17 protein-coding genes and 2 pseudogenes are annotated in these 21,371 nt (G+C 67.8%); 5 read left to right on the forward strand and 14 right to left on the reverse strand.

Annotated features, from left to right (window positions below; translation table 11 throughout):
• The first annotated feature begins 127 nt into the window (after positions 1-127).
• Positions 128-1,387, forward strand: a complete 1,260-nt coding sequence (locus tag E4O86_RS01115) for a methylaspartate ammonia-lyase (protein ID WP_161138669.1) — start codon at positions 128-130, stop codon at positions 1,385-1,387.
• A gap of 29 nt (positions 1,388-1,416) precedes the next feature.
• Positions 1,417-2,562: a M24 family metallopeptidase gene (locus tag E4O86_RS01120; RefSeq protein WP_161138670.1), complete on the forward strand. Its 1,146-nt coding sequence runs from the start codon at positions 1,417-1,419 to the stop codon at positions 2,560-2,562.
• Between the two features lie 146 nt (positions 2,563-2,708).
• Here E4O86_RS01120 and E4O86_RS01125 read toward each other — a convergent pair.
• From E4O86_RS01125 to E4O86_RS01140, 4 genes and pseudogenes are all read right to left on the reverse strand, one after another.
• Positions 2,709-2,810 (reverse strand): annotated as a pseudogene (locus E4O86_RS01125) (IS481 family transposase); the annotation flags it as partial.
• 59 nt (positions 2,811-2,869) lie between these two features.
• A complete protein-coding gene (locus E4O86_RS01130; protein ID WP_161138671.1) occupies positions 2,870-4,255 on the reverse strand; it encodes an aminotransferase in 1,386 nt (461 codons plus the stop codon).
• A gap of 14 nt (positions 4,256-4,269) precedes the next feature.
• Positions 4,270-5,736, reverse strand: a complete 1,467-nt coding sequence (locus tag E4O86_RS01135; RefSeq protein WP_161138672.1) for an NAD-dependent succinate-semialdehyde dehydrogenase — start codon at positions 5,734-5,736, stop codon at positions 4,270-4,272.
• Positions 5,737-5,748: 12 nt separating this feature from the next.
• Entirely contained in the window at positions 5,749-6,996 is a 1,248-nt protein-coding gene (locus E4O86_RS01140) for a methylaspartate ammonia-lyase (RefSeq protein WP_161138673.1), read from the reverse strand.
• A gap of 255 nt (positions 6,997-7,251) precedes the next feature.
• On the opposite strand from E4O86_RS01140, the pseudogene E4O86_RS01145 reads away from it, so the two are divergent.
• Positions 7,252-7,707: pseudogene (locus E4O86_RS01145) on the forward strand (Lrp/AsnC family transcriptional regulator); the annotation flags it as partial.
• 187 nt (positions 7,708-7,894) lie between these two features.
• On the opposite strand, the gene E4O86_RS01150 reads toward E4O86_RS01145, so the two are convergent.
• From E4O86_RS01150 to E4O86_RS01185, 8 genes are all read right to left on the reverse strand, one after another.
• Positions 7,895-9,538, reverse strand: a complete 1,644-nt coding sequence (locus tag E4O86_RS01150) for an ABC transporter substrate-binding protein (protein WP_161138675.1) — start codon at positions 9,536-9,538, stop codon at positions 7,895-7,897.
• A gap of 96 nt (positions 9,539-9,634) precedes the next feature.
• Positions 9,635-10,480 carry an ATP-binding cassette domain-containing protein gene (locus tag E4O86_RS01155; protein WP_205520568.1) on the reverse strand — a complete coding sequence of 282 codons (846 nt, stop codon included), beginning with the start codon at positions 10,478-10,480 and terminating at the stop codon, positions 9,635-9,637.
• The gene (locus tag E4O86_RS01160; protein ID WP_161138677.1) at positions 10,477-11,439 is read right to left on the reverse strand and encodes an ABC transporter ATP-binding protein; all 963 of its coding nucleotides are present in this window, start codon (positions 11,437-11,439) and stop codon (positions 10,477-10,479) included. Before E4O86_RS01160 ends, E4O86_RS01155 begins: the two co-directional genes overlap by 4 nt.
• A 2-nt stretch (positions 11,440-11,441) precedes the next feature.
• Complete coding sequence (locus E4O86_RS01165; protein WP_161138678.1) at positions 11,442-12,269, reverse strand: ABC transporter permease; 828 nt, start codon at positions 12,267-12,269, stop codon at positions 11,442-11,444.
• Positions 12,270-12,275: 6 nt separating this feature from the next.
• On the reverse strand, positions 12,276-13,262 hold the full coding sequence (locus E4O86_RS01170) for an ABC transporter permease (RefSeq protein WP_161138679.1): 987 nt from the start codon (positions 13,260-13,262) through the stop codon (positions 12,276-12,278).
• A gap of 235 nt (positions 13,263-13,497) precedes the next feature.
• Complete coding sequence (locus E4O86_RS01175) at positions 13,498-14,895, reverse strand: MmgE/PrpD family protein (protein WP_161138680.1); 1,398 nt, start codon at positions 14,893-14,895, stop codon at positions 13,498-13,500.
• Positions 14,896-15,130: 235 nt separating this feature from the next.
• On the reverse strand, positions 15,131-15,421 hold the full coding sequence (locus tag E4O86_RS01180; protein WP_161138681.1) for a putative quinol monooxygenase: 291 nt from the start codon (positions 15,419-15,421) through the stop codon (positions 15,131-15,133).
• Positions 15,422-15,482: 61 nt separating this feature from the next.
• Positions 15,483-16,379 carry an IclR family transcriptional regulator gene (locus tag E4O86_RS01185; protein ID WP_246206067.1) on the reverse strand — a complete coding sequence of 299 codons (897 nt, stop codon included), beginning with the start codon at positions 16,377-16,379 and terminating at the stop codon, positions 15,483-15,485.
• 232 nt (positions 16,380-16,611) lie between these two features.
• On the opposite strand from E4O86_RS01185, the gene E4O86_RS01190 reads away from it, so the two are divergent.
• The gene (locus E4O86_RS01190; protein WP_161138682.1) at positions 16,612-17,457 is read left to right on the forward strand and encodes a sugar phosphate isomerase/epimerase family protein; all 846 of its coding nucleotides are present in this window, start codon (positions 16,612-16,614) and stop codon (positions 17,455-17,457) included.
• Complete coding sequence (locus tag E4O86_RS23885) at positions 17,454-19,022, forward strand: FAD-dependent oxidoreductase (protein ID WP_343039057.1); 1,569 nt, start codon at positions 17,454-17,456, stop codon at positions 19,020-19,022. The genes E4O86_RS01190 and E4O86_RS23885 overlap by 4 nt, the downstream gene beginning before the upstream one ends.
• Before the next feature lie 6 nt (positions 19,023-19,028).
• Here the strand turns inward: E4O86_RS23885 and E4O86_RS01200 are convergent, their stop codons facing one another.
• Positions 19,029-19,412 (reverse strand): cupin domain-containing protein, encoded by a 384-nt coding sequence (locus tag E4O86_RS01200; RefSeq protein WP_161138683.1) that lies wholly within the window; start codon positions 19,410-19,412, stop codon positions 19,029-19,031.
• Positions 19,413-19,451: 39 nt separating this feature from the next.
• A complete protein-coding gene (locus tag E4O86_RS01205) occupies positions 19,452-21,248 on the reverse strand; it encodes a thiamine pyrophosphate-binding protein (protein ID WP_161138684.1) in 1,797 nt (598 codons plus the stop codon).
• Positions 21,249-21,371: the final 123 nt, after the last annotated feature.

Genomic DNA, 21,371 nt, shown 5'->3' on the forward strand with positions numbered 1-21,371 from the left:
CGGCGGCACAAAGGCGCGGTCTCCTCCAACACGACCGAATCCGGCAAGCGAGCCGCGGAAAACGAGGAAATACGGCGAATCGGCTCCGCTAGCATCCTTGCCGCGCAGTGCGCGAGAGGAGCCGAGCGTGAAGATCAAGGACGTGGTATTCGCAACGGGGCAATCGAGCTTTGTCCATACGGACCGCGCCGCCATCCGCCAGGGCGCCAGGCCGAACGGCTATCTCTTCGACGGCAAGCCCGTGATCCCCGGCTTCGACACCATCGTCCAGCCGGCCGGGATCGCTTCGGTCATGCTCGTCCTCGATGACGACATCGTTGCGCTCGGGGATTGCGCCGACGTGATCCTCGCCGGCTATGCCGGGCGCGACCGGCCCTTCAAGCCCGCCGAGCAGGAGAAGGTTCTCGACGAGGTGATCGCGCCGCGCCTTGTCGGCCGCAGCCTCGACAGCTTCAAGGACCTCGCGACCGAATTCGACGCGCTCCGAGTCGATGGCGAGCCGCTCCACATGGCCGTCCGCTATGGCGTCACCCAGGCGCTCCTCGATGCCGTCGCGCTCTCCCGCCGCGAGCAGATGGCCGAGGTGGTGGCCCGCGAATACGGCCAGACGATCGCCCCGCGCCGCCTGCGCATCCTCTCCTCCTGCATGCGCGACAACTACAATCTCCACGACCGGATGATCCTGAAGCGGGCCGATATCCTGCCCCATTCCTCGTTCGGCGAGATCGACCGCCATATCGGCCGCGACGGCCAGATCTTCCTCGATTACGTCACGAAATTCCGAAAGCGCGTCCAGGCGATCGGCGCGCCGGATTACAGGCCCCAGCTCCATTTCGACGTCTATGGCAGCATCGGCGAGCTCTTCGACAATGATCCGGAGCGCGTTGCCGATTATCTTGGCAAGGTCGCCGCGGCCGTCGCGCCCTATGATCTGATGATCGAATCTCCCTTCGTAGTCGATGCCCTCGAGCCGCAGATCGAGATCTTCGGCCGGCTTCGCGATGCTCTGAAGCGGAAGGGCATCAGGACCATCATCATCGCCGACGAGTGGTGCAATACGCTCGAGGATATCCGCGCCTGGGCCGATGCCGGCACGACCGACATGGTTCAGATCAAGACTCCGGACCTCGGCGGCATCAACAATACGATAGAAGCGGTCATCTACTGCAACGAGGCCGGAATGGATGCCTATCTCGGCGGCACCGCCAACGAGACGCAGCAATCTTCCCGCATCACCACCCATATCGGCCTTGCCACCCGCCCCGCCTTCCTGCTTTCCAAGCCCGGCATGGGCGGCGACGAGAGCTTCGCCCTTCAGGTCAACGAGATGAACCGGACCATTGCCCTCCTGAAGCACAGGCACAGTCCCTGGCTCGCCGCCGCCTGATCCCGTTCCGCCCTCGACAAGGACCGCCAATGCCCGCTTTCCCCAAGGAAGAATTCCTCGGACGGGTCGACGAGACCAAGCGCCGGATGGATGCCGCCGGCATGGATTGCCTGGTGGTGATCGACGCCGCGAACATCTTCTATCTGAGCGGCTTCGACGCCCATTCGGCTTATGTCCCGCAGGCTCTGGTCGTCATCGCCGGCGAAGAGGAGCCGCGCCTGATCGTGCGGGACATGGACGTTCCCGGCGACACCGCCTTCATGGCGGCGAAGCACATCCACGGCTATCCGGAGGACTATATCGCCCATCCGCGCAGCCATCCGTACGACCATTTCGGCGATCTCTTCCGCGCCTGGGGCATCGCGTCGAAGCGGATCGGCGTCGAGCTCTCCCAGCTCGACGTGGTGAGCTGGGGCCGTCTGCAGCAGGCCCTCCCCAATGTCCGCTGGCCCGATGCCGACGGCCTCGTCACGTGGCAGCGCCTGATCAAGTCGCCGGCCGAGCTGGCCTATATGAAACAGGCCGGCCAGATCGCCGACGCCGCCATGCGCGTCGCGATCGAGAAGAGCGTCGTCGGCGCACGCGAATGCGATGTCGGCGCCGAGGTGATGGCAGCCCAGATTCGCGGTCTGCCGGAATTCGGCGGCGACCGGCCAGTCACGCCCCACATGCCCTCCGGTTGCCCGCGCGTCGCCGCTCCGCATCTCGCCTGGACCGACGCGAAGCTCGCACCGGGCACGGTCACCAATGTCGAGCTCGGGGGCTTCCGCCACCGCTACGTCACCGGCCTCTCCCGCACCATCGTCCAGGGCACGCCCGAGGAGCGGCTGCAGCGCCTCCACCTGGCGACGAAGGAAGCGGTCGATACCGTCTTCGACAGCGTCCGTCCCGGCTGGACCTGCGAGGAGGTCGAGGCGCTTTTCCGCAAGACCACGCGCAAGCACGGCTTCGAGAAGAAGTCCCGCGTCGGCTACGCGATCGGCATCGATTGGACCGAGAAGACCGCGAGCCTCCGGCCAGGCGACCTCACCGTCCTCAAGCCGGACATGACGTTCCACCTCATGGCGGGCATGTGGTACGACAGCTGGGGCTATGTGCTGAGCGAGGCCTTCCGGGTCACGGAAGGCGGCATCGAGAGCTTCAGCAGGCTGCCGCGCGACCTCTTCGTCAAATAGCGCCGCGCCGAACTTGCTCATGGTTCCAGACTGGTCCCCCGTCGCAGCCGAGATCGAATTCGGCCCGCCAAGGGTCTATCAGCGCGACGCGCCCGCCGCGCCCGGCCCCCAGCCGGTGCCATGTCCCGACAATCTTCCGGTCGGTCCCCACAGCGCTTGGCCGGCGTTTGCAGGCTCTCGTGACCACGCTGTATCGCTCGACGGAGCGCCTCTGTCGTCGTGGCGCTGCCGTGCAGAACCTGGCCCATGATCCCTCTCGGAGCGTCGGCGCGGTTCGACTGATTTCTCCCCCTTCCGGGCTGAACCCCTACCGGCCGAGATCCTTCGCGACCTTGTCGACCGCCCGCTTGGTCATCGCGACGAGTTGGTCGATCTCGCCCCGGGTGATGATCAGCGGCGGGGCGAAGCCGAGGATGTCGCCGTTCGGCATGGCCCGGGCGATCAGCCCTTCCTCGAGCGCCGCCGCGGAGACCTTGGCACCGACGCCGAGTGCGGGATCGAACGGCGTCTTCTCATCCGGGTCAGCGGCGAATTGGAGGGCCGCGAGGAGTCCGACGCCGCGAACCTCGCCGACCAGGGGATTGTGGTCGAAGGCATCGTGCAGCGCCGCCTGCAGATAGGCGCCCGTCTCGCGGGCGTTCCTTGTCAGATCCTCCCTGTCGACGATGTCGAGATTGGCATTGGCCGCCGCCGCGCAGAGCGGATGGGCGGAATAGGTCCAGCCATGACCGATCGCGCCGAACTTGTCGTTGCCCTCCTCGATGACCGACCAGACCTTCTCGCCGATGATGCTGCCGGACAGCGGCAGATAGGCCGAGGTCACGCCTTTGGCGATGGTGATGATGTCCGGCCGGATATCGTAGGTGTGGCAGCCGAAATATTCCCCCGTCCGGCCGAAGGCGGTCACCACCTCGTCGGCGATGAGCAGCACGTCGTGCGCGGCGAGAACCTTCTGGATCTCCTCCCAGTACCCCTCCGGAGGCGGCACGATGCCGCCGGTGCCGAGCACCGGCTCGCCGATGAAGGCGGCGACCGTCTCCGGTCCTTCGGCGCGGATCAGCGCATCGAGCTCGTCCGCGAGCCGGCGCGAGAAGGCCCGCTCGGTCTCGCCAGGCTTGCCGGCGCGCCAGTAATGCGGCGTCCCGGTGTGCAGCACGCGGCCGAGCGGCAGGTCGAAATGGTTCTGGAAGCCGGGCAGGCCGGTCAGGCTCCCGGTCATCAGGCCGGAGCCGTGATAGCCGCGCCGGCGGGAGATGATCTTCTTCTTCTCCGGCCGGCCGAGGACGTTGTTGTAGTACCAGACCAGCTTGATGTTGGTCTCGTTGGCGTCCGAGCCGGACAGGCCGTAATAGACTCGGCTCATCCCCATCCCGGCCTTCCGCACGATGCGCTCGGAGAGCCGGATGATCTGGTCGTTCGAGTGGCCGACATAGGTGTGATAGTAGGCGAGCTGCTTGGCCTGCTCGTAGATCGCGGTCGCCATCTCGTGCCGCCCGTAGCCGACATTGACGCAGTAGAGCCCGGCGAAGCCGTCGATGCTCCTCCGCCCGTCGCGATCCTCGACGTAGACGCCTTTGCCGCCCGTCATGATCCGGTTGGGGATCTCGCCTCGCGCGAACTGAGCCGCATGGGTCGAGGGGTGGAACACATGCGCGCGGTCGATGACGGAAAGGTCGTTGATGCTCTGATCCATGGCTCTGCTTTCGGCTACGCCGCGCGGAAGGCGGCGCAGACATATTTCAGGTGGGTGAATTCCTCGATGCCGTGCCGGCCGCCTTCGCGGCCGAGCCCGGATTCGCGGACGCCGCCGAATGGCACCGGATATCCGGTCATCTGCACGCAGTTGACGGCGATCATCCCGGTCTCGAGCGCATCGGTCAGGCGGCAGATGCGGTCGTGATCGCGGGTGAAGAGATAGGCGGCGAGCCCGTAGCGGCTGTCATTGGCCGAGGCGACCACCTCCGCCTCCGATGAGAAGCGGATGAGGGCGGCGACCGGGCCGAAGGTCTCCTCGTGGAAGATCGCCATGGCGGGCGTCACGTCGGCGAGCACCGCCGGCTCGACGAAGAGCCGCCGGGCCGCCCCGGCAGTCGTCAGCCTTGCGCCCTTTGTCACCGCATCCCGGACGTGATGCAGGCATTTCGCCACCGCCCGCTCATGCATCAGCGGGCCGAGATCGACCCCTTCGTCGAAGCCGTCGCCGACCTTCAGCCGCCGCACGGCCGCCGTGAAGCGGGCGACGAAATCCTCATAGATCGCCTCATGGACATAGATGCGGTTGGCCGCCAGGCAGTCCTGCCCGGTGGTCTGGAACTTGGCATCGACTGCGGCCGCGACCGCCTCGTCGAGGTCCGTATCGGGAAAGACGATGAAGGGGGCGTGGCCGCCGAGCTCCATCGTGACCCGCTTGACGGTTCCCGCGCTCTGCTCGATCAGCGCCTTGCCGATCTCGGTCGAGCCGGTGAAACTGATCGCCCGCACTAGCGGATTGGCGCAGAACTCGCCGACGATCGTTTCCGGATCGCCGGTTACCACGTTGAACACACCGGCCGGTATGCCCGCCTGCTCGGCGAGGGCGGCGAGGGCCAGCGCGGAGAAGGGTGTCTCCGAGGCCGGCCGCGCCACCACGGTGCACCCCGCCGCGAGCGCCGCCGCGGCCTTCCGGGTAAGCATCGCCGAAGGGAAGTTCCAGGGGGTCACGCAGGCGACCACGCCGACTGGCTCGCGTCGCACGGTCATCCGCCGGGAGGGCAGATGGCTGAGCGGGCTCTCGCCGTCGAGACGCTTCGCCTCCTCGGCGAACCATTCGACGAAGCTCGCGCCATAGTCGATTTCGCCCCGCGCTTCGCGGAGCGGCTTGCCCTGTTCCCGGGTCATCAGCCGGGCGAGCGTCTCCCGCTCGGCGACGATCAGGTCGTGCCAGCGCTTGAGCAGCGCCGCGCGCATTTGCGGCAGCAGACCTCTCCACCGCGGGAAAGCCCCCGCCGCCGCCTCGATCGCGCGGCGCGCTTCCGCGGCGCCCATATCCGGCACGCTGCCGATCAGGGCCCCGGTCGAGGGATTGAACACCTCGACGCGCGCCCCGGAATCCGCCTCGATCCACCGGCCGGCGATATAGGCGTTCTCGGGAAGCTCGATGCTGGCCGCGTGACGGCCTGCCGCCTCGGGAAGCATTGTCACCGCTCCTCAACCGACCTGACGCGAGGCGATGAGTGCGAGCGCCCGCTCCATCTCGTTGACGAGGATCATCCAGCCTTCGTCGGAGCCCTGTCCGGGCTTGGTCGAGACCATGTTGGCGCCGCAGGCGATGCCAATCTCGGCGGTGATCCGGGTCGACTGGTCGGTCTCGTTCGACGATCCGCCGAGGCAGGAGCCGATGCCGTTCTTGCGGCAATAGATCAGCGCCTCGATCGTGTTGGTGACGCCGCCCATATCGGGCGTCTTGATCTGCACGTTCTGGATGGCCCGCTCGTCGTGGAAGGCCTTGATGTCGTCGAGCGTGTTCGCCCATTCATCGATGGCGAGACCGGCCTTGATGCCGCGTTTGTCCATCTCGCCGCGGATCGCCTTATAGATCGCGATCTGCTCGGCCCGGGTCGGCGCGATTACCGGCGATTCGACCAGGAGATCGTAGGGCGCGATGATCTCTTCGAGCTTGCCGATATAGGCGCCGATCTTGGCCGGATCGTTCTCGAAAAGCTCGCCGAGCGTGCCGTAGAGGTCGATGTGGATGCGTGGGAAATAGTCCTGATCCTTGATCTCGGCGATGCGGCTGGCCAGCCGCTGCATGTATTCGACGAGTTTTTCGCCCTGATAGCCGACGTGGTCGCGCACGCTGAGAAAGGGCGTGTGCGGGAGCACGTCGGCCCGCTTCAGGATCATGCGGTCGTGCTGCGCCCAGTCGAGCCGGAGCGCTCCGGCGAGAACCGGCAGCCGCTTCTTGACGGGAGTCGTGGCATATTCGCGCGCAACCACCTCGGCGATGGTCAGACGGTTGGCCTGCCCGCAGGCATCGAGCAGCGCCTGGGTAACGCCGTAGCGGACGGCCGAATGGAGCCGCCGCCCGTTCACCTCCATCCGATCGATCTCGACCGCAAGGGCGCGGAAGCGCGACACGTCGCGTCCGATCAACGCCTCGCTGATCGGGCCTTCGATGAGGGGCACCATTACATCGGGATCGAACATCGGATCGCGGCCGGCGAGCCCGACCAGGATCACCTCTGCGCAGTCGCCGAAGCCCACCGAGCCGTCCTCGAGGATCAGCATCACGGAGACGGTCTTGCCGGGCTGGATGATCTTCTTGAAACCCGGGGTGACGGGCTTACCCTTATAGAGCAGCGCGCCGTCCGGCTCGGCGCCTGCCTTGATCGCTGCGAGGTCCTTGTAGAGGAAGCCGGAAATGCCGGTCGAGCAGAGAACCTTCTTTATCTTCATGCGAGCCCCGACGAGAGCGTCTGTTGAAGACGCGCCGCGGAGCATGGGGCGGCCGCCCTGGCAATAGGCATCGTTTCACGCCGGGTAACGCAAGATTCCACCGGTTTCCGCCGGCCGTAAGCACGATCTGCCGCCGCTGGCAGACCGATCCTCCCGTTGAATCGGACGGGCGGCCGGCTTAGAGTTTTCGCAGGCTGAGACCGTCTTTTCGGACGCCGGGCCGGCCCCGTCTTCGATGTGCCGCAGAGGTGACGAATGCAGATGGATCGGCTGGATTATCGGCTGCTCAGCGCCATCCAAACCAACAACCGCCTGACGGCGGAAGCTCTGAGCGAGATCGTCGGCCTGTCCGCGACCGCCTGCCAGCGACGGCTGAAGCGGCTCCGAGATGCGGGCATAATCGAGGGTGATGTCGCGATCGTCTCGCCGGCCGCCGTCGGACGCCCGCTGATCATGATCGTCCAAGTCACCCTCGAGCGCGAGCGGGCCGACATCGTCGATCGCTTCAAGGCGGCCATCCGGCGCACGCCCGAGATCCTGAGCGGCTACTACGTGACGGGCGAGGCGGATTTCGTCCTCATCGTCAGCGCCCGGGACATGGTGGAATACGAGAACTTCACCCGCGACTTCTTCTATCAGAATCGCGATATCCGCGGCTTCAAGACCACCGTCGTGATGGACCGGGTGAAGACCTCTTTTGCCCTTCCGCTCCATCTTGACGAGCCCGAGGGCGACGAGAAACGCTGGGCCGACATCGCCTCGGCGACATCCGATCCGGACCGGCCCCGCCGCCTCGTCCGCTGATTCCGAAAGCCTGGTCCCGCAGGCCCTCGGCTCGTTTGATTTCCTGCCGGGAGAAGTCTGCCGGGTGGACCGCTTTCCGCCCGGCAGAGCGCGCTCACTGCTTCGGCTTGCCGCCAGTCCACCACCCGGTGAACAGGTGATAGACGGCCGCCGCACTGTCCTTGTGCAGATTCTTGAATTCGTTCCGACTGATCGAATAGGGCGTCACTTCCCACAGCCAGGTCTCGGCCGCGTCCTTGCTCAGGATCGCCTGGATCTTGCTGTAGTGCGCCGCCCTGGTCTCGCGGCTCGTCGCCTTGGCTGCATCGGCGAACAGGGCATCCACTTCCGGGTTCCGGTAGGCGCTTGCATTCGTGAAGGGCACCGGCCGGATGTTGGAGGATACATATTGCCGCTCGACGCCGACCGCCGGGTCCGGGCCCGTCGTCAGAAGGTTGACGAGCGCATCGAAGTTCCGGTCGACATAGACGACCTGCCCGACCGCGGAATTGTCGAGGATCTTCACCGTCGCCTTCACACCGACCTTGCCATACATCTCCGAGATGATCTGGGCCGCCCGCACCTGGTCGTCGCGGCCGCGCGGGGCGATGATCTCCATCGAGAAGCGTACTCCGTTGGCGTCCTTCTTCAGGCCCGCCTCATCGAGCAATGCCTCCGCCCCCTTCACGTCGTAGGGGTAGATGGTGAGGGCGTTCTTGTCATAGGCCCAGGCGCTCAGGCTGTGGATCGGTCCGTCCGAGCGGGTATAGGCTCCAAGCGTGGAGCGCTCGGCGATGAAGGTCTTGTCGAGCGCCATGGTGAGGGCCCGCCGGACCCGCACGTCATCATAAGGCTCGCGATCCAGGTTGAACATCAGCTGCGAGATGGCGACGATCGACGACACGCCGTCGGTGGTCACCGTCAGGTCCGGATTCTTCCTCAACGCGGCGAGCGAGGTCGAAGGGATATCGTGGGTGAGGTAGTCCACCTCGCCGTTTTCCAGCGCGAGAATCCGCGAGGAGGCGTCGGGCATCACCCGGTAGACGAAGCGATCGATGTAGGGCAGGCCCTTCTCGAAATAGTCCGGGTTGCGCTCGAGCGTTATCTGGCTGCCCCGGTCCCAGGAGACGAATTTGTAGGGCCCGGTCCCGACCGGCTTCATGTTCGCCGGGTTCTGCCGGATATCCGTGTTCTCGTAGATGTGCTTCGGCAGGATGTAAGCGCGGAGCGCCAGGAAGACGAGGAATGGCTCGCTCGGCTGGGTGAGCGTGATCACGACGGTATTCGCGTCCGGCGTCTCGATCGACTTCACCGGGGCCATCATGCTCGCGTTGGGGTGGTACCTCTTCGTCAATTCCTCGAGGCTGTACTTCACGTCGGCCGAGGTGAACGGCACGCCGTCATGCCACTTGGCTCCCTCGGTCAAGCGGAACGTGTAGGCGAGCGCGTCCGGCGAGACCTCCCAGGAGGTGGCGAGCTCCGGCAGGAACTCCTCCTTGATGCCGAGCCGGAGCAGCTTGTTGTAGAGGTTCCCCGCGACCAGCGATTCCGGCAGGTTGGTCGTGAGCGCGATGTTGAGCGTCGAGGGCTCGGTGGCGAGGCCGACCACCATCGTGCCGCCATAGAGCGGCGTGGCCGCATCTTCGGCGGCCGCGGGCACTGTCGCGGCAAGCACCCCGGCAAGCGCTAGCGAATAGATCGGGATGGCAATGTTCCTGATCACCGACAGGGCGGGCCGTAACACGTCTTCGAGAAGCATATCGTCACCTTTCACTTGGTTGGAGAGGGCCGGGCGAATGCACTCTGCCGGCGGGCCGTGCCGGCGGTCGGATGATCGAGAATGAGGCGATGCGGCTCATCGCGCCGGCCCGGCAGACGGCGCCTGAAGGAGCCGGCCGCGCCGCCGCGCGAGCGCCGGATCGGGGATCGGCGAGGCGGCGAGGAGCGCCCGCGTATAGTCGTGCTTCGGCGCGGTGAAGACCTCCTCGACACTGCCGGTCTCCACGATCCGGCCGCGGTACATCACTGCCACCCGCTGCGCGATCGCGCGGACCACCGCGAGATCGTGGGTGATGAAGAGGAAGGTCAGCTTGTAGTCCCGTTGCAGCTTGAGAAGGAGCTGCAGGATCTGCGCCTGGACCGAGACGTCGAGGGCCGAGACCGCCTCGTCGGCGACCACGAATTCGGGCTCCAGCATCAGCGCCCGGGCGATGGCGATGCGCTGGCGCTGGCCGCCGCTGAATTCGTGCGGCATGCGGCCGATGAAGCGATCACCGGGGCTGAGGCCGACGAGATCAAGCATGCGGATCACATCGTCCCGATAGCGGGACGGCGCACCGCCCCGATGGATCGCGAGCGGCTGGCCGACGATGTGCCCCACCGTCTTTCTCGGATTGAGAGAGGCATAGGGGTCCTGAAAGATGACCTGCATGCGGCGGCGGAGCGTGCGCTGGACCACGCGCGACGGCTCGTAGACCGAGCCGCCGTCGAAGATCACCTCGCCTGCGCTCGGCTTGATCAAATTCATGACCAGCCGGCCCGTGGTCGACTTGCCGCTTCCGGATTCGCCGACGAGCGCGAGCGTGCCGCCACGCTCTATGTCGAAGCTGACCCCGTCGACGGCGCGTACCGTCCGGCCGCCGAAGAGGCCGCTCGGATGATAGGTCTTGGCAAGGTCGCGGACCTGAAGGAGGGCCGTCATCGCGAGTTCAGCCAGCAGGCCGCTCCCTGGCCCCGGTCGTCGACCATCCAAGGCGGATCGGTCGCGCAGACCGCCATGGCGTTCGGGCAGCGCGGGCGAAACCGGCATCCGGCGGGCGGCGCGATCAGGTTCGGCACGCTGCCGGTCATCACCTTCAGCGCTTCGGGCGGCCGGTCGTGGCGGAGCACGGAAGCGAGCAGACCGCGCGTATAGGGATGCTGCGGCCGGGCGAAGATGTCCTCCACCCGCGCCTCCTCGACGATCCGGCCCGCATACATGACATAGACCCGGTCGCACATGTCCGCGACGATGCCCATGTTGTGGGTGATGAGCAGGAGCGCGGTCCCGAACTCCTTCAGCGAGCTCTTCAGCACGTCGAGGATCTGCGCTTGGATCGTGACATCGAGGGCGGTGGTCGGCTCGTCGGCGATGAGGAGCTTCGGCGAGCAGGCGAGCGCGATCAGCACCCGCTGGCGCATGCCGCCTGACAATTCATGCGGATAGCTCTTCGCCACCCGCGCCGCCTCCGGAATCCGCACCAGGTCGATCAGCTCGTGTACCCGCGCAGCGAGGCGCGCGCCGCGCAGTCCCATGTGTCGGCGCAGCGGATTGGCGATCTGGCTGCCAACCGCCATCACCGGGTTCAAGAAGGTCATGGGGTCCTGGAACACCATGCCGACCACATTGCCGCGGAGCGCCTGCATCTCGCTTCGCGAGAGGGGCACGAGGTCGCGGCCGTCGAGCAGCACCTCGCCACCGACGATGCTGACCGACCGCTCCGGCGCGAGCTTGGTGATCGAGAGCGCCGTCATGCTCTTGCCGCAGCCGGACTCGCCGACGAGCGCCACCGCTTCGCCCGGACCGATCGTCAGGCTGACGTCGTCGACGACCCGCATGACGCCCTGGCGGGTGCCGATATCGGCCTTCAGGTTCCGAATGGAGAGAATTGCGCCCGCCATGGCTAGAGCGCCCGCAGCTTCGGGTTCTGCATGTCGTTCAGGCCGTCGCCGAGAAGGTTCAGGGCGGCGACAGTGAGGAAGATGCCAAGGCCCGGAAAGAACGCGACCCACCAGGCCTGGCGGAGGATCTGCTGGGCGCTGTTCAGCATCTGCCCCCAGCTCGGATAGCTCGCGTCGCCGAGGCCGATGAAGCTGAGGGCTGCCTCGAGCAGGATCGCGTGGGAGAATTGGATGGCGGCGGAGACGATGAGGGCCGGCGCTGCGTTGGGCAGGATCTCCTGGAAGATCACCCGCCATGTGCTGAGGCCGAGCGCCCGCACCGCCGTCACATAGTCTCGCTCGCGGAGGCTGAGGAACTCCGAGCGCGTCAGCCGCGCCACGCTCGGCCAGCTCAGGAGCCCGATCACCAGGATGATGATCGCATAGCTTGCACCGAACAGCGCGACGAGCACCATCGCCAAGAAGAACTGCGGCAGCACCTGGAAGAATTCGGCGGTGCGCATCAGCAATTGGTCGATGAGCCCGCCCGCATAACCGGCGACGGCGCCAAGCGAGACGCCGAGCAAGATCGAGGTCGCCGCCGCGAGGAATCCCACCGCCATCGAGACGCGGGTGCCGAGGATGAAACGGGCGAGTACGTCGCGGCCGAGATCGTCCGTTCCCAGCGGGTGCTGGAGCGAAGGCGGCTCCATCGGCAGTCCGACGAAGGCGAAAGGATCGTAAGGCAGGAAGAACGGACCGATGATCGCAAGGAGCGTCATCAGCACGAGGATCTCGGCCCCGAGGACGGCGACGCGGTTCTTGCGGAAATGGTACCAGAAGTCGCGCATGGCCCCTCAGGCGTTCCGGATACGGGGATCGACGAGGCCGTAAATGATGTCAGTCGCGGCGTTGATGAGAACGACGCCGAGGGCAACTATCACGAAAAGGCCCATGAGGAGCGGATAGTCCCGACCGAAGATCGCGTCGTACATGAGCCGGCCAAGGCCGGGCCAGCCGAACACGATCTCGACTAGCACCGTGCCGGTGAGGATGTCGGCGAAGTTCATGCCGAGCACAGTGATGAGCGGCAGGAGGGCGTTGCGGAGCGCCTGGCGCTGAACCTCGCCTTCGCCGAGCCCCTGCGCGCGGGCCGAGGTGATGTAGTCCTGGCCGAGTGCCTCGATCATGGCGGTGCGGGCGAAGCGGGCATTGACGGCGAGGTAGCGCGTCCCGAGCACCACCGCCGGCAGCGCCAGATGCATCAGGAGGTCGGCGAGGCCGCCGAGGCCCGTCGCCGGCGCGCGGAAATTGCGCATGCCCTGGGTCGGAAACCAGCCGAGCCAGGAGGCGAAGAAGAGGAGCGCCATCTGGCCGAGCACGAAGACCGGCACCGAGTAGCCGAGCACGGCCAGGACCGAGATCGCATTGTCCCGCGCTGAATAGGGGCGTGTCGCGGCATAGACGCCGATTGCCACCCCGACCACCGTGAAGATGAGGAGTGACGGCAGCATCAGGATCAGCGTGTTCGGCAGCCTCGCTGCGATCAGCTCGATTACCGGCCCGCTCGACACGTAGGAATAGCCGAGGTCGAGATGCAGGATCGAAGCGAAATAGTGCCAGAGCTGGACGTAGATCGGCTGGTCGAGGCCGAGCCGGGCCCGGATCTCGGCGATCTGCGCGTCGCTCGGGTTGCCCTCGCCGATGAGCACCGTTATGGGATCACCGGGCGCGATCTGGATCAGCACGAAGCTGACGGCGATCACCAGGGTCATCAACGGAATCGTCGCAAGCAGCCGCTTCACGATGAAGACCGCGAGATGGTTGGATCGAATGCCCCTCATAACCTCTGCGTTGTTGTGCCCCGGATCCGTCGACCTTCTCAGGCCCGCCTGGCTGCCGGATCGCCTTGGCGCAGTCTTGACCCATTCAAGATGCCTGTGAACATTCACTGAAAAGCGGCGATCTCGGCGCCCTCCGTGCATGTTCGCGGCGCGAAGCCCGCAACGTTTCGCGAAAATCGGTCCCGTCGGCAGACTCCTGCCGCGAATTGCGGCGGCGTCCATGGATGCCGCTGCTTTAGGCGCTCGGATGCCATGGCACGGGCGGCGTCATCCGCAGAACGATGGCGCTGCGGATGTCGGAGAGCAGGCCGGCGATATCCGGGACCGCATCGATCGCGAAGAGCCGCGCGAGGATCGCGTCCGTGCCGCGCAGGTCGAAGGAGTGGCCGGCGCACATGCGGAACTTGTCGGCGAGGTCCTGGTCGGAGAGCGGATTGCGCGAGGAGCCGCGCTTGTCGGTGACCTCCGTCGCCAGCACGCGGCCATCACGCAACGTAATTTCGGTGCGCGTCCAATAGACGCCGTCCCGGTAGGCGTTGGTGCCGTCATAGGGATGGATCGTGACCCGGTCGCGGAAGGCCAGGTAGTCCGGGCGCGTGAGAACGTGGGGGGCGAAGTCGGCGAGGGCCAGGGCGCCCTTGTCGATGGCCACCGCCGCGCAATGCTCGAGGCTGAAGCGCGCCTCCATCTCGTTGGCCGGAGGGGTGGCAATCAGCGTGCTGTAGGATATGTCCGGCAGCATCGTCTCGAAAGCCGCGACATCGGCGAGCGAGAAGGCGTGCTCCGCCTTCAGTTCCAGGATCGCGTCGAGCGCACCATGGGTAGAGCCGCAGGCCGCGAAGCGCTTTGCCGAGGGACAGAAGTCCTCCAGCCAGAGCGGCGCGCCAAGTTGGACCGCCTCGGCAAAGGTGCGCTTCGGCTTGTCGGCCATGAGCGTATCGAAGCCGAACCGGCCGTCGAGCGCTTCGTTTGACCCGTCGATGCCGGCCTCGGCGAGAATCGCGGCGAGCACGCCCGACTTTGCCCCGAATCCGGCATGCAGGGGCTTCACCATCGTGCCGAACTGAGAGCGGAAGCCGCCGGCCATGCTGGCGGCGATGCTGATCGCGCGGCCCGTTGCGACCGCGTCGAGGCCGATCAGTCGGGCGCAGGCGGCCGCCGCCCCGAGCGCCGCGACCGTGGAGGTCGAATGCCAGCCGCGGCCGTAATGGCCGACGCCGATCCATTCGCCGACCCGGACGATGGCTTCGACGCCGACGATATAGGCGTCGATCGACGCGGCACCGCTGGCGTGACGCTCCTCGCCGAGCGCGAGCAGGGCAGGCACCAGCACGGCGCTGACATGGGTGAAGCCGACATTCTCGCCGTCGTCGAAGTCCATCGCATGCGCCGCCGTCCCGTTGACGAGAGCCGCGAACGGCGCGGCGAGCCGCGCATCGGGAAATGCCGTGACCGGACCGGAGCAGGCGCGAAGCGCCGTGAGCGCCTTGATCGCTGCCGGCTCCGCCGACCCTGCCAGCATGACCGCGACGGTATCGACGATTCCGCGGGCCGCCTTCTGCCGGGCCGCCGGCGACGTTATCGGTGGCGTGCCCGCCGCCCATTGAGCAATGGTCTCGATCGCGGTGGCCATCCGAGGGACTCGCCGTCTCGCGCAAGCCCGCCGCGGCAGCAGGTCCTTGCAGGAGCGCGGGGGCCGCGCTGGCATTCTCGTCAAGCGCGGGCGCGGCTATGCGGCGTCGGGCCGTCGTTCGGCGCGCAAAAGCTGCAAAGAAGGCCGGCTGTGGCCCTTCGACGCCGCAGCCGTGCCGAGCGGCCCGATCCGTCGTGCCGCCCTGCGGTGTCCCCGCGCCTGCGGGCGTGCCGCGTCAGTCGATCGCCGCGAAGGCCTCGACCGTCCGCGCGTCGAGCAGCGGCACGGCGCGCCCCAGCACCAGGTCGCGGAAATGCGCGGTCGCGCGGTGGGCGCGAAAGGCGGCCTCGTCGGCATATTCCTCGTAGATCAGGAAGGAGCCCGGCTCCTCGGCTGCGCGATGCACCACGAAGCGGACGACACCCGGCTCGCGGCGCGACTGCGCCGCGAGGTCGCGCAGGATCTCCGTCACTGTCGCCGCATTGCCTGGCGCGCAGCGCCAGCGCGCGACCACCACATGTGTCATCGGCCCGGCTCCGCTGCGCATCTGCGCCGGGCGGCGGTCGTCGCCCGGCCGGGGCGGACCGTCATCCGGCGTCGTCCGCAGGCGCGCCGAACTGCAGCGAGAGTTCGTCGGCGGCCCGTTTCACGTCCTTGATCCGGCCCTGCAGGGTCTGGATCGAGAGCCGCCAGATCGGCCCCGAAATTCCGATCGCGCCGACTGCCTGCCCGGTGAAGTCCCGCACCGGCACGGCGGCGCAGCGCACCTCCGGGTCGAACTCGCCGTCGTCGAACGCGATTCCCGACCGGCGGACCTCGTCGATCTCGCGGCGCAGGATCTGGGGATCGGTGACCGTCTTCGGCGTCAGCGGCTTCAAGTCGGCGCGTTCCAGGAAGCGGTCGAGCTGGTCGGGAGCGAGCGCCGCCAGCATCACCTTGCCGAGCGCGGTCGCATGCGCCGGACGCACGACGCCCACCCGGTCGGTGAGCTGGAAGGCGCTCGGTCCGGTCGTGCGTGCAATCACGACGACGGCGTCGCCCATGCGAACGGCGAAATGGCTGCTTTCGCCGGAGACCCGCGACAGGTCCTCGAGCACCGGCGTGGCGAGGCTCACCATCTCCGTCTCGTCGAGCGCGCCTGCGGCGAGCGCGAAGAGCGGCCGCCCGATCCGGTAGCGTTTGCTGTCCTTGAGCTGCCGGAGATAGCCGAGGGAGACCATCGTCTTCACGATGTGAAACGTGGTGCTGTTGTGCAGGCCGACCCGCTTGCTGAGGTCGGCGAGGCCGATTCCCTCGCGGTTGCGGGCGACCTCCTCCAGGATCGCGAAGGCCCGTCCGATCGACTGGACGCCGCCGGGCTGCCGGCCGTCGCTGTCCTCCGCCATCGCCGGAAGCCCTTTCGGGACGATTTCGGCAAGTTCCGGCAGCTGTCTGGCGCGCCCGCTCCGGCCATTGCTCGTCCGGGCCTTCGTTTGAGAGCTCAAGTCGATTTCTCCGGCTTCCAGCCCCTGTTCATAGTGATTTGCCGAAATCATTCCAGAGGCCCCGCCTCCGGTACGGTGGCGCCGGGACGCGGATTCCGGCGCAATGCTACCACTGTATTCCGCATCCGCAAATCACGGCTCACATTGTAAGATGCGGTTGACTCGTGCTTGCCGCGGCCACAGTGTCGCGACGGAGCGGGCGCGCCCGGCGGGACGGCGGCGGACAAGACGGATGGACCCGAAGGCCGGCAGCTTCGGCTGCAACACCTATTCCTACATGCGCCGCGAACCTGCGGATGCCTGCCTCGCCCGGCTGGCCGACCTCGGCTTCGAGACCTTCGAGGTGATGATCCATCCCGGCCATCTCTGGCATTCTGAACCGGCGACGGTCCGCGATCTCGGTCGCCTCCTTGCGAGCCGCCGGCTCGGGCTCGTGACGCTCAACATGCCCAACATCGACATCAACATCGCGGCCGCGGCGCCCGAGATGCGGGAGCATTCGCTGCGGATGCTCGAGCGGGCGGTCGGCCTCGCCGGCGATCTCGGCGCGTCGGGTCTCGTGATCGCGCCGGGCAAGGCGAACCCGCTCTTCCCGCCGCCGCCGCAGGAGCTCGCGGCGCACTTCTTCGCCGCGCTCGACCGTCTCGTGCCGAAGGCGGAAGCCGCCGGCACGGCGCTCTGGGTGGAGAACATGCCGTTCGCGTTCCTGCCTGAGATCGAAACGCTCGCCGCGGCCGTCGACACCTATGGCTGCGATGCGGTCGGCATCGTCTACGATGTCGCCAACGCGCATTTCATCGGCGAGCCGGTGTTCGACGGTCTTCTCCGCGCGCGCGACCGGCTGAAGCTGGTCCACCTCTCCGACACCGGGACCGACGTCTATCGGCATGCGCCGGTCGGGAGCGGCACCGTTCCCTTCGGCGCGGTGCCCGCCGCGCTCGCTGCGGCGGGCTACGCGGCCCGTCCGGTGCTGGAGATCGTTTCGGCCGATCCGGATCGGGAGATCGTCGAAAGCGCCGCGCGGCTCGCCGCAATCGGCCTCGGTGCTGGCGGCTCCGTTCAGGCTCGCCCGTCGTGACGGAAGGGGGCGAATCCCTCGACGGCCCGAGCTCCGCCCCGGCAGTCGCGGGCGGGCCGGAGGGCCGCGGGTCGCCGGAGGCGATCTTCGACGTAATCGTGGTCGGCGGCGGCGGATCGGGCCTTGCCGCCGCGATCGAGGCCCGCGCCGCCGGTCGCGAGGTCGTTCTCCTGGAAAAGAACCCCGCGCTCGGCGGCTCGACCGCCTGGTCCGTCGGCTCGGTCAGCGCGACCGCCACGCCGCACCAGATCCGGCGCGGCATCAAGGACAGGCCGGAGGATCACTGGGCCGACATGGCGGGCTTCAACGGCGCGCTCGATCCGCGCGACAATGCGGAGCTCCGCCGCATTCTGGCGGACGGCATGCCGGACACGTTCCGCTGGCTCCTCGGGCACGGCGTCCGCTTCTTCGGCCCGATGCCGGAGCCGCCGCACAAGAAGCCGCGCATGCACAACGTCGTGCCGAACGCGCGGTCGTTCGTCACGCATCTCGAAAAGGCCGCGCGGCGCGGCGGCGTGGCCGTCCGCCTGGAAGCGCGCGTCGTCGCGCTTGCAACCGAAAACGGGCGCGTCGTCGGCGCCGATTGCGCGACCCCGGCGGGACCGCGCCGCTACCGCGCCCGCGGCGGCATCGTGCTCGCCGCCGGCGACTTCACCAGCGACCCGGAGCTGAAGGCCCGCTTCATGGGCGAGCAGGAGGCGAAGGTGGAGGGCGTGAACGCGACGGCCACCGGCGACGGCCAGAAGCTCGCGCTGCCGCTCGGCGCGCGCATCCTGAACGGCGACCTCGCGCTCGGCCCGGAGCTCCGCTTCGTCCCGCCCGCGCGGCAGAGCCTGCTCCTGAAGCTGCCGCCCTGGCCCGTCCTCGCCGATTTCATGGCCTGGTCGCTCGACAACATGCCGAATGCGCTGCTGCGCCCCTTCGTGATGAGCTTCGTCACCACCGCGCTCGCGCCCTCGCCCGGCCTGTTCGAGGCCGGTGCCGTCCTCGTCAACGCGAAGGGCGAGCGCTTCGTGGAGGAGACCGGCCGGCCCGCCTTCGCCGTGCCGGACCAGCCGGGCAAGGTGGCCTACATCCTGCTCGACGACCGCATTGCGCGGCTCTTCTCGGGCTGGCCGCATTTCGTCTCGACCGCTCCTGGCGTCGCCTATGCCTATGTCGCCGACTACCGGCGGAACCGGCCGGACGTGTTCCGCTCGGCGGCGACGATCGCCGCGCTCGCCGACCGGCTCGGCATGCCGGCTTCCGCGCTTGCGGCGAGCATCGGCGGCTACAATGCCGGCGCCGGCGACCGGCCCGGATTCGGCGGCGGGCCCTATGTCGCGCTCGGCCCGGTCCGCTCCGTCTTCGTCCATGCCGAGGGCGGGCTCGCGGTCGACCGGGAGCACCGCGTGCTCGGAGCGGAGGGGCGGCCGATCCCCGGCCTCTTCGCCGCCGGCTCGACCGGCCAGGGCGGCCTGCTCCTCAGGGGCCACGGGCACCACCTCGCCTGGGCCTTCGTTTCCGGCCGCCGCGCCGGGCGGAACGCCGCCTACGCGGCGGTGACCGGGGACGATCCGGGCTGACGCGCGTCAGGCCGGCGGCGCGTCGTCCGTGACCGGGGACGTGACGACGAGGAAGACGAGGTCGACGAGGCCGGTATTGGAGAGCGAATGCTCGACGCCGGGCGGCAGGAAGATGACGTCGTGCCTGCGCACGACATGCGCCTCGCCGTCGATCTCCATCAGGCCCTCGCCCTCGAGCACGTGATAGACCTGCTCCTGGACCGCGTGCTTGTGGCGCGCGACATGGGCCATCGGCTGGTACATCGAGATGCGGTAGTCGATGTGCCGCGTACCCGCCGTCTCGGGCATGGCGAGCGGCTTCGACAGCGCGCCGCCGAAATGGCCGGGGAACTCGCGCCACGGCACGGCGGCGATGTTGCGGATGAAGGGGTGGCGCGGATCCTCGGCCATGGCGGGTCGTCTCCTCTCTGCTGGTTCCTTTCGCGCGGCCTAGCCGGCCGGCTCGACCGCGCCCGGCAGCCAGCGCGATCCGAAGACCGGCTCCCTGTAGGGCGTCGGCGGCAGCTCCCAGGCGCCCGTCGCCGGCGGCCGGACCTCGGCGTCCACATGGACGTCGAGCAGGAAGGGCTTCTCCGCCGCGATCGCGTGCTCCAGCGCGCCCTTGAAGTCCTCCGAGCGCGTGACGGTGAGCGCGTCGGCGCCGGCCGCCCGCGCCCAGGCCGCGAAATCGGGATTGTACGGCCTGTTGTTGTCGCCCGCATTGAACATGGTGCCGAGCTCGCGGCCGCCGAACATGCCGAGCTGGATGTCGCGGATCGAAACCCAGCCGAAATTGTTCCAGATCACCCAGACGACCGGGATCCGGTACTCGACCGCCGTGCAGAGCACATGCGGCACCATGGTGAAGGAGCCGTCGCCGACGATCGCCACGACCGGCCGGTCGGGGGCGGCGAGCTTGGCGCCGAGCGCGCCGGCGGCGCCGAACCCCATCGCCGAGAAGCCCCAGGAATTCAGCATGGTCTGCGGCCGGCGCGCCTTCCAGAACTGCATGTACCAATTGTGGTTGACGCCGACGTCGCAGGCGAGGATCGCGTCCGGCGGGAGGACCGACTGGCAATCCGCCACGACCCGCTCCGGCCGGATCGGCGAGGCATGCAGCTCGAAGTTCGGGCGCGTGAAGGCCTCCCACTCAGCCTGCCAGGTCGCAATGTCGGCCCGCCAGGCCGCGAACGGATCGGCGGCGACGCTGCCGGCCTCGAGCGCGGCGAGGAGCTGGCGCAGGAAGGTCCGCGCGTCGGCGAGCACGCCGAGTTCGGGCGGATAGTTCCGGCCGAGCTCGGCCGGGTCGACGTCGACATGGATGAGCTTCGAATGCGGGAAGTTCCAGGAATAGCCGGGCAGCCAGGAAGACGCCGAGCGGTCGTCGAAGCGGGCGCCGATCGCGATCACGAGGTCGGCGCGGCGTCCCGCTTGGTTCGCCGGATAGGCGCCGTTCCGCCCAATGAAGCCGAGCGAGAGCGGGTCCTCCATGTCGAGCGTGCCCATGCCGTTCGGCGAAGCGATCACCGGGATGCCGAGCCGGCGCGCGAATGCGGTGAGCTCGGCGCCCGCTTCCGCCAGCGTCACGCCGTGGCCGACGAAGAGCACCGGCCGCTTCGCCGCAAGGACCATGTCGAGGGCGGCCGCCACCTCGTCGGGCGAGGCGCCGCTCCGCTGCGCGCCGAGCCTCGGCGCCGCCGGGGGCAGCGCGACCTCGTCCTCCTCCTGGAACACGTTGAACGGCACGTCGAGATTGACCGGGCCGGGCCGCCCCGACAGCATCGTCGTCATGGATTGCCGGAGCGCGAGCGGCAGCATGTCGACCCGCGTCGGCTGGTAGCTCCGCTTCACCACCGGCCGGATGATGTTCGGGAAGTCGGCCTGGTAGTGCCGGTTGATCTCCTGGAACGGGCTCCGGTTGAACTGCGAGGTCGGCACGTTCGCGGTGATCGCGTAGACCGCGGAGCTGTCGGTGAGCGCGCAGGCGAGCGGCATCACGATGTTGCACGAGCCCGGACCGCAGGAGGTGAGCGTCGCGACCGGCTCGTGCCGGACGCGGAAATAGGCGTCGGCCATGTGCGCGGCGACCTGCTCGTGGCGCGGCGAGACGAGCGTGATCCGGTCGCGCGCCTGATAGAGGGAATCGAGCATGCCGACATTGCCGTGCCCGCAGATCCCGAACACGTAGGGGATCCCGCACTCGACCAGATATTCCGTGATGAGGTCGGCACCTTTCATGCGCGCCATGGCGTTCCCGTCCTGCTTGGAGCCGCGCCAAAGGGCGGATCGGCGAGGAGCGTTCTATCACATGATCGATTGACGTACAGCGATATGAAACATACGCTCGACCCAGCCGCTGCCGGAAACGGC

The organism is Propylenella binzhouense, assembly GCF_009866965.1.
Taxonomy (GTDB): domain Bacteria; phylum Pseudomonadota; class Alphaproteobacteria; order Rhizobiales; family Afifellaceae; genus Propylenella; species Propylenella binzhouense.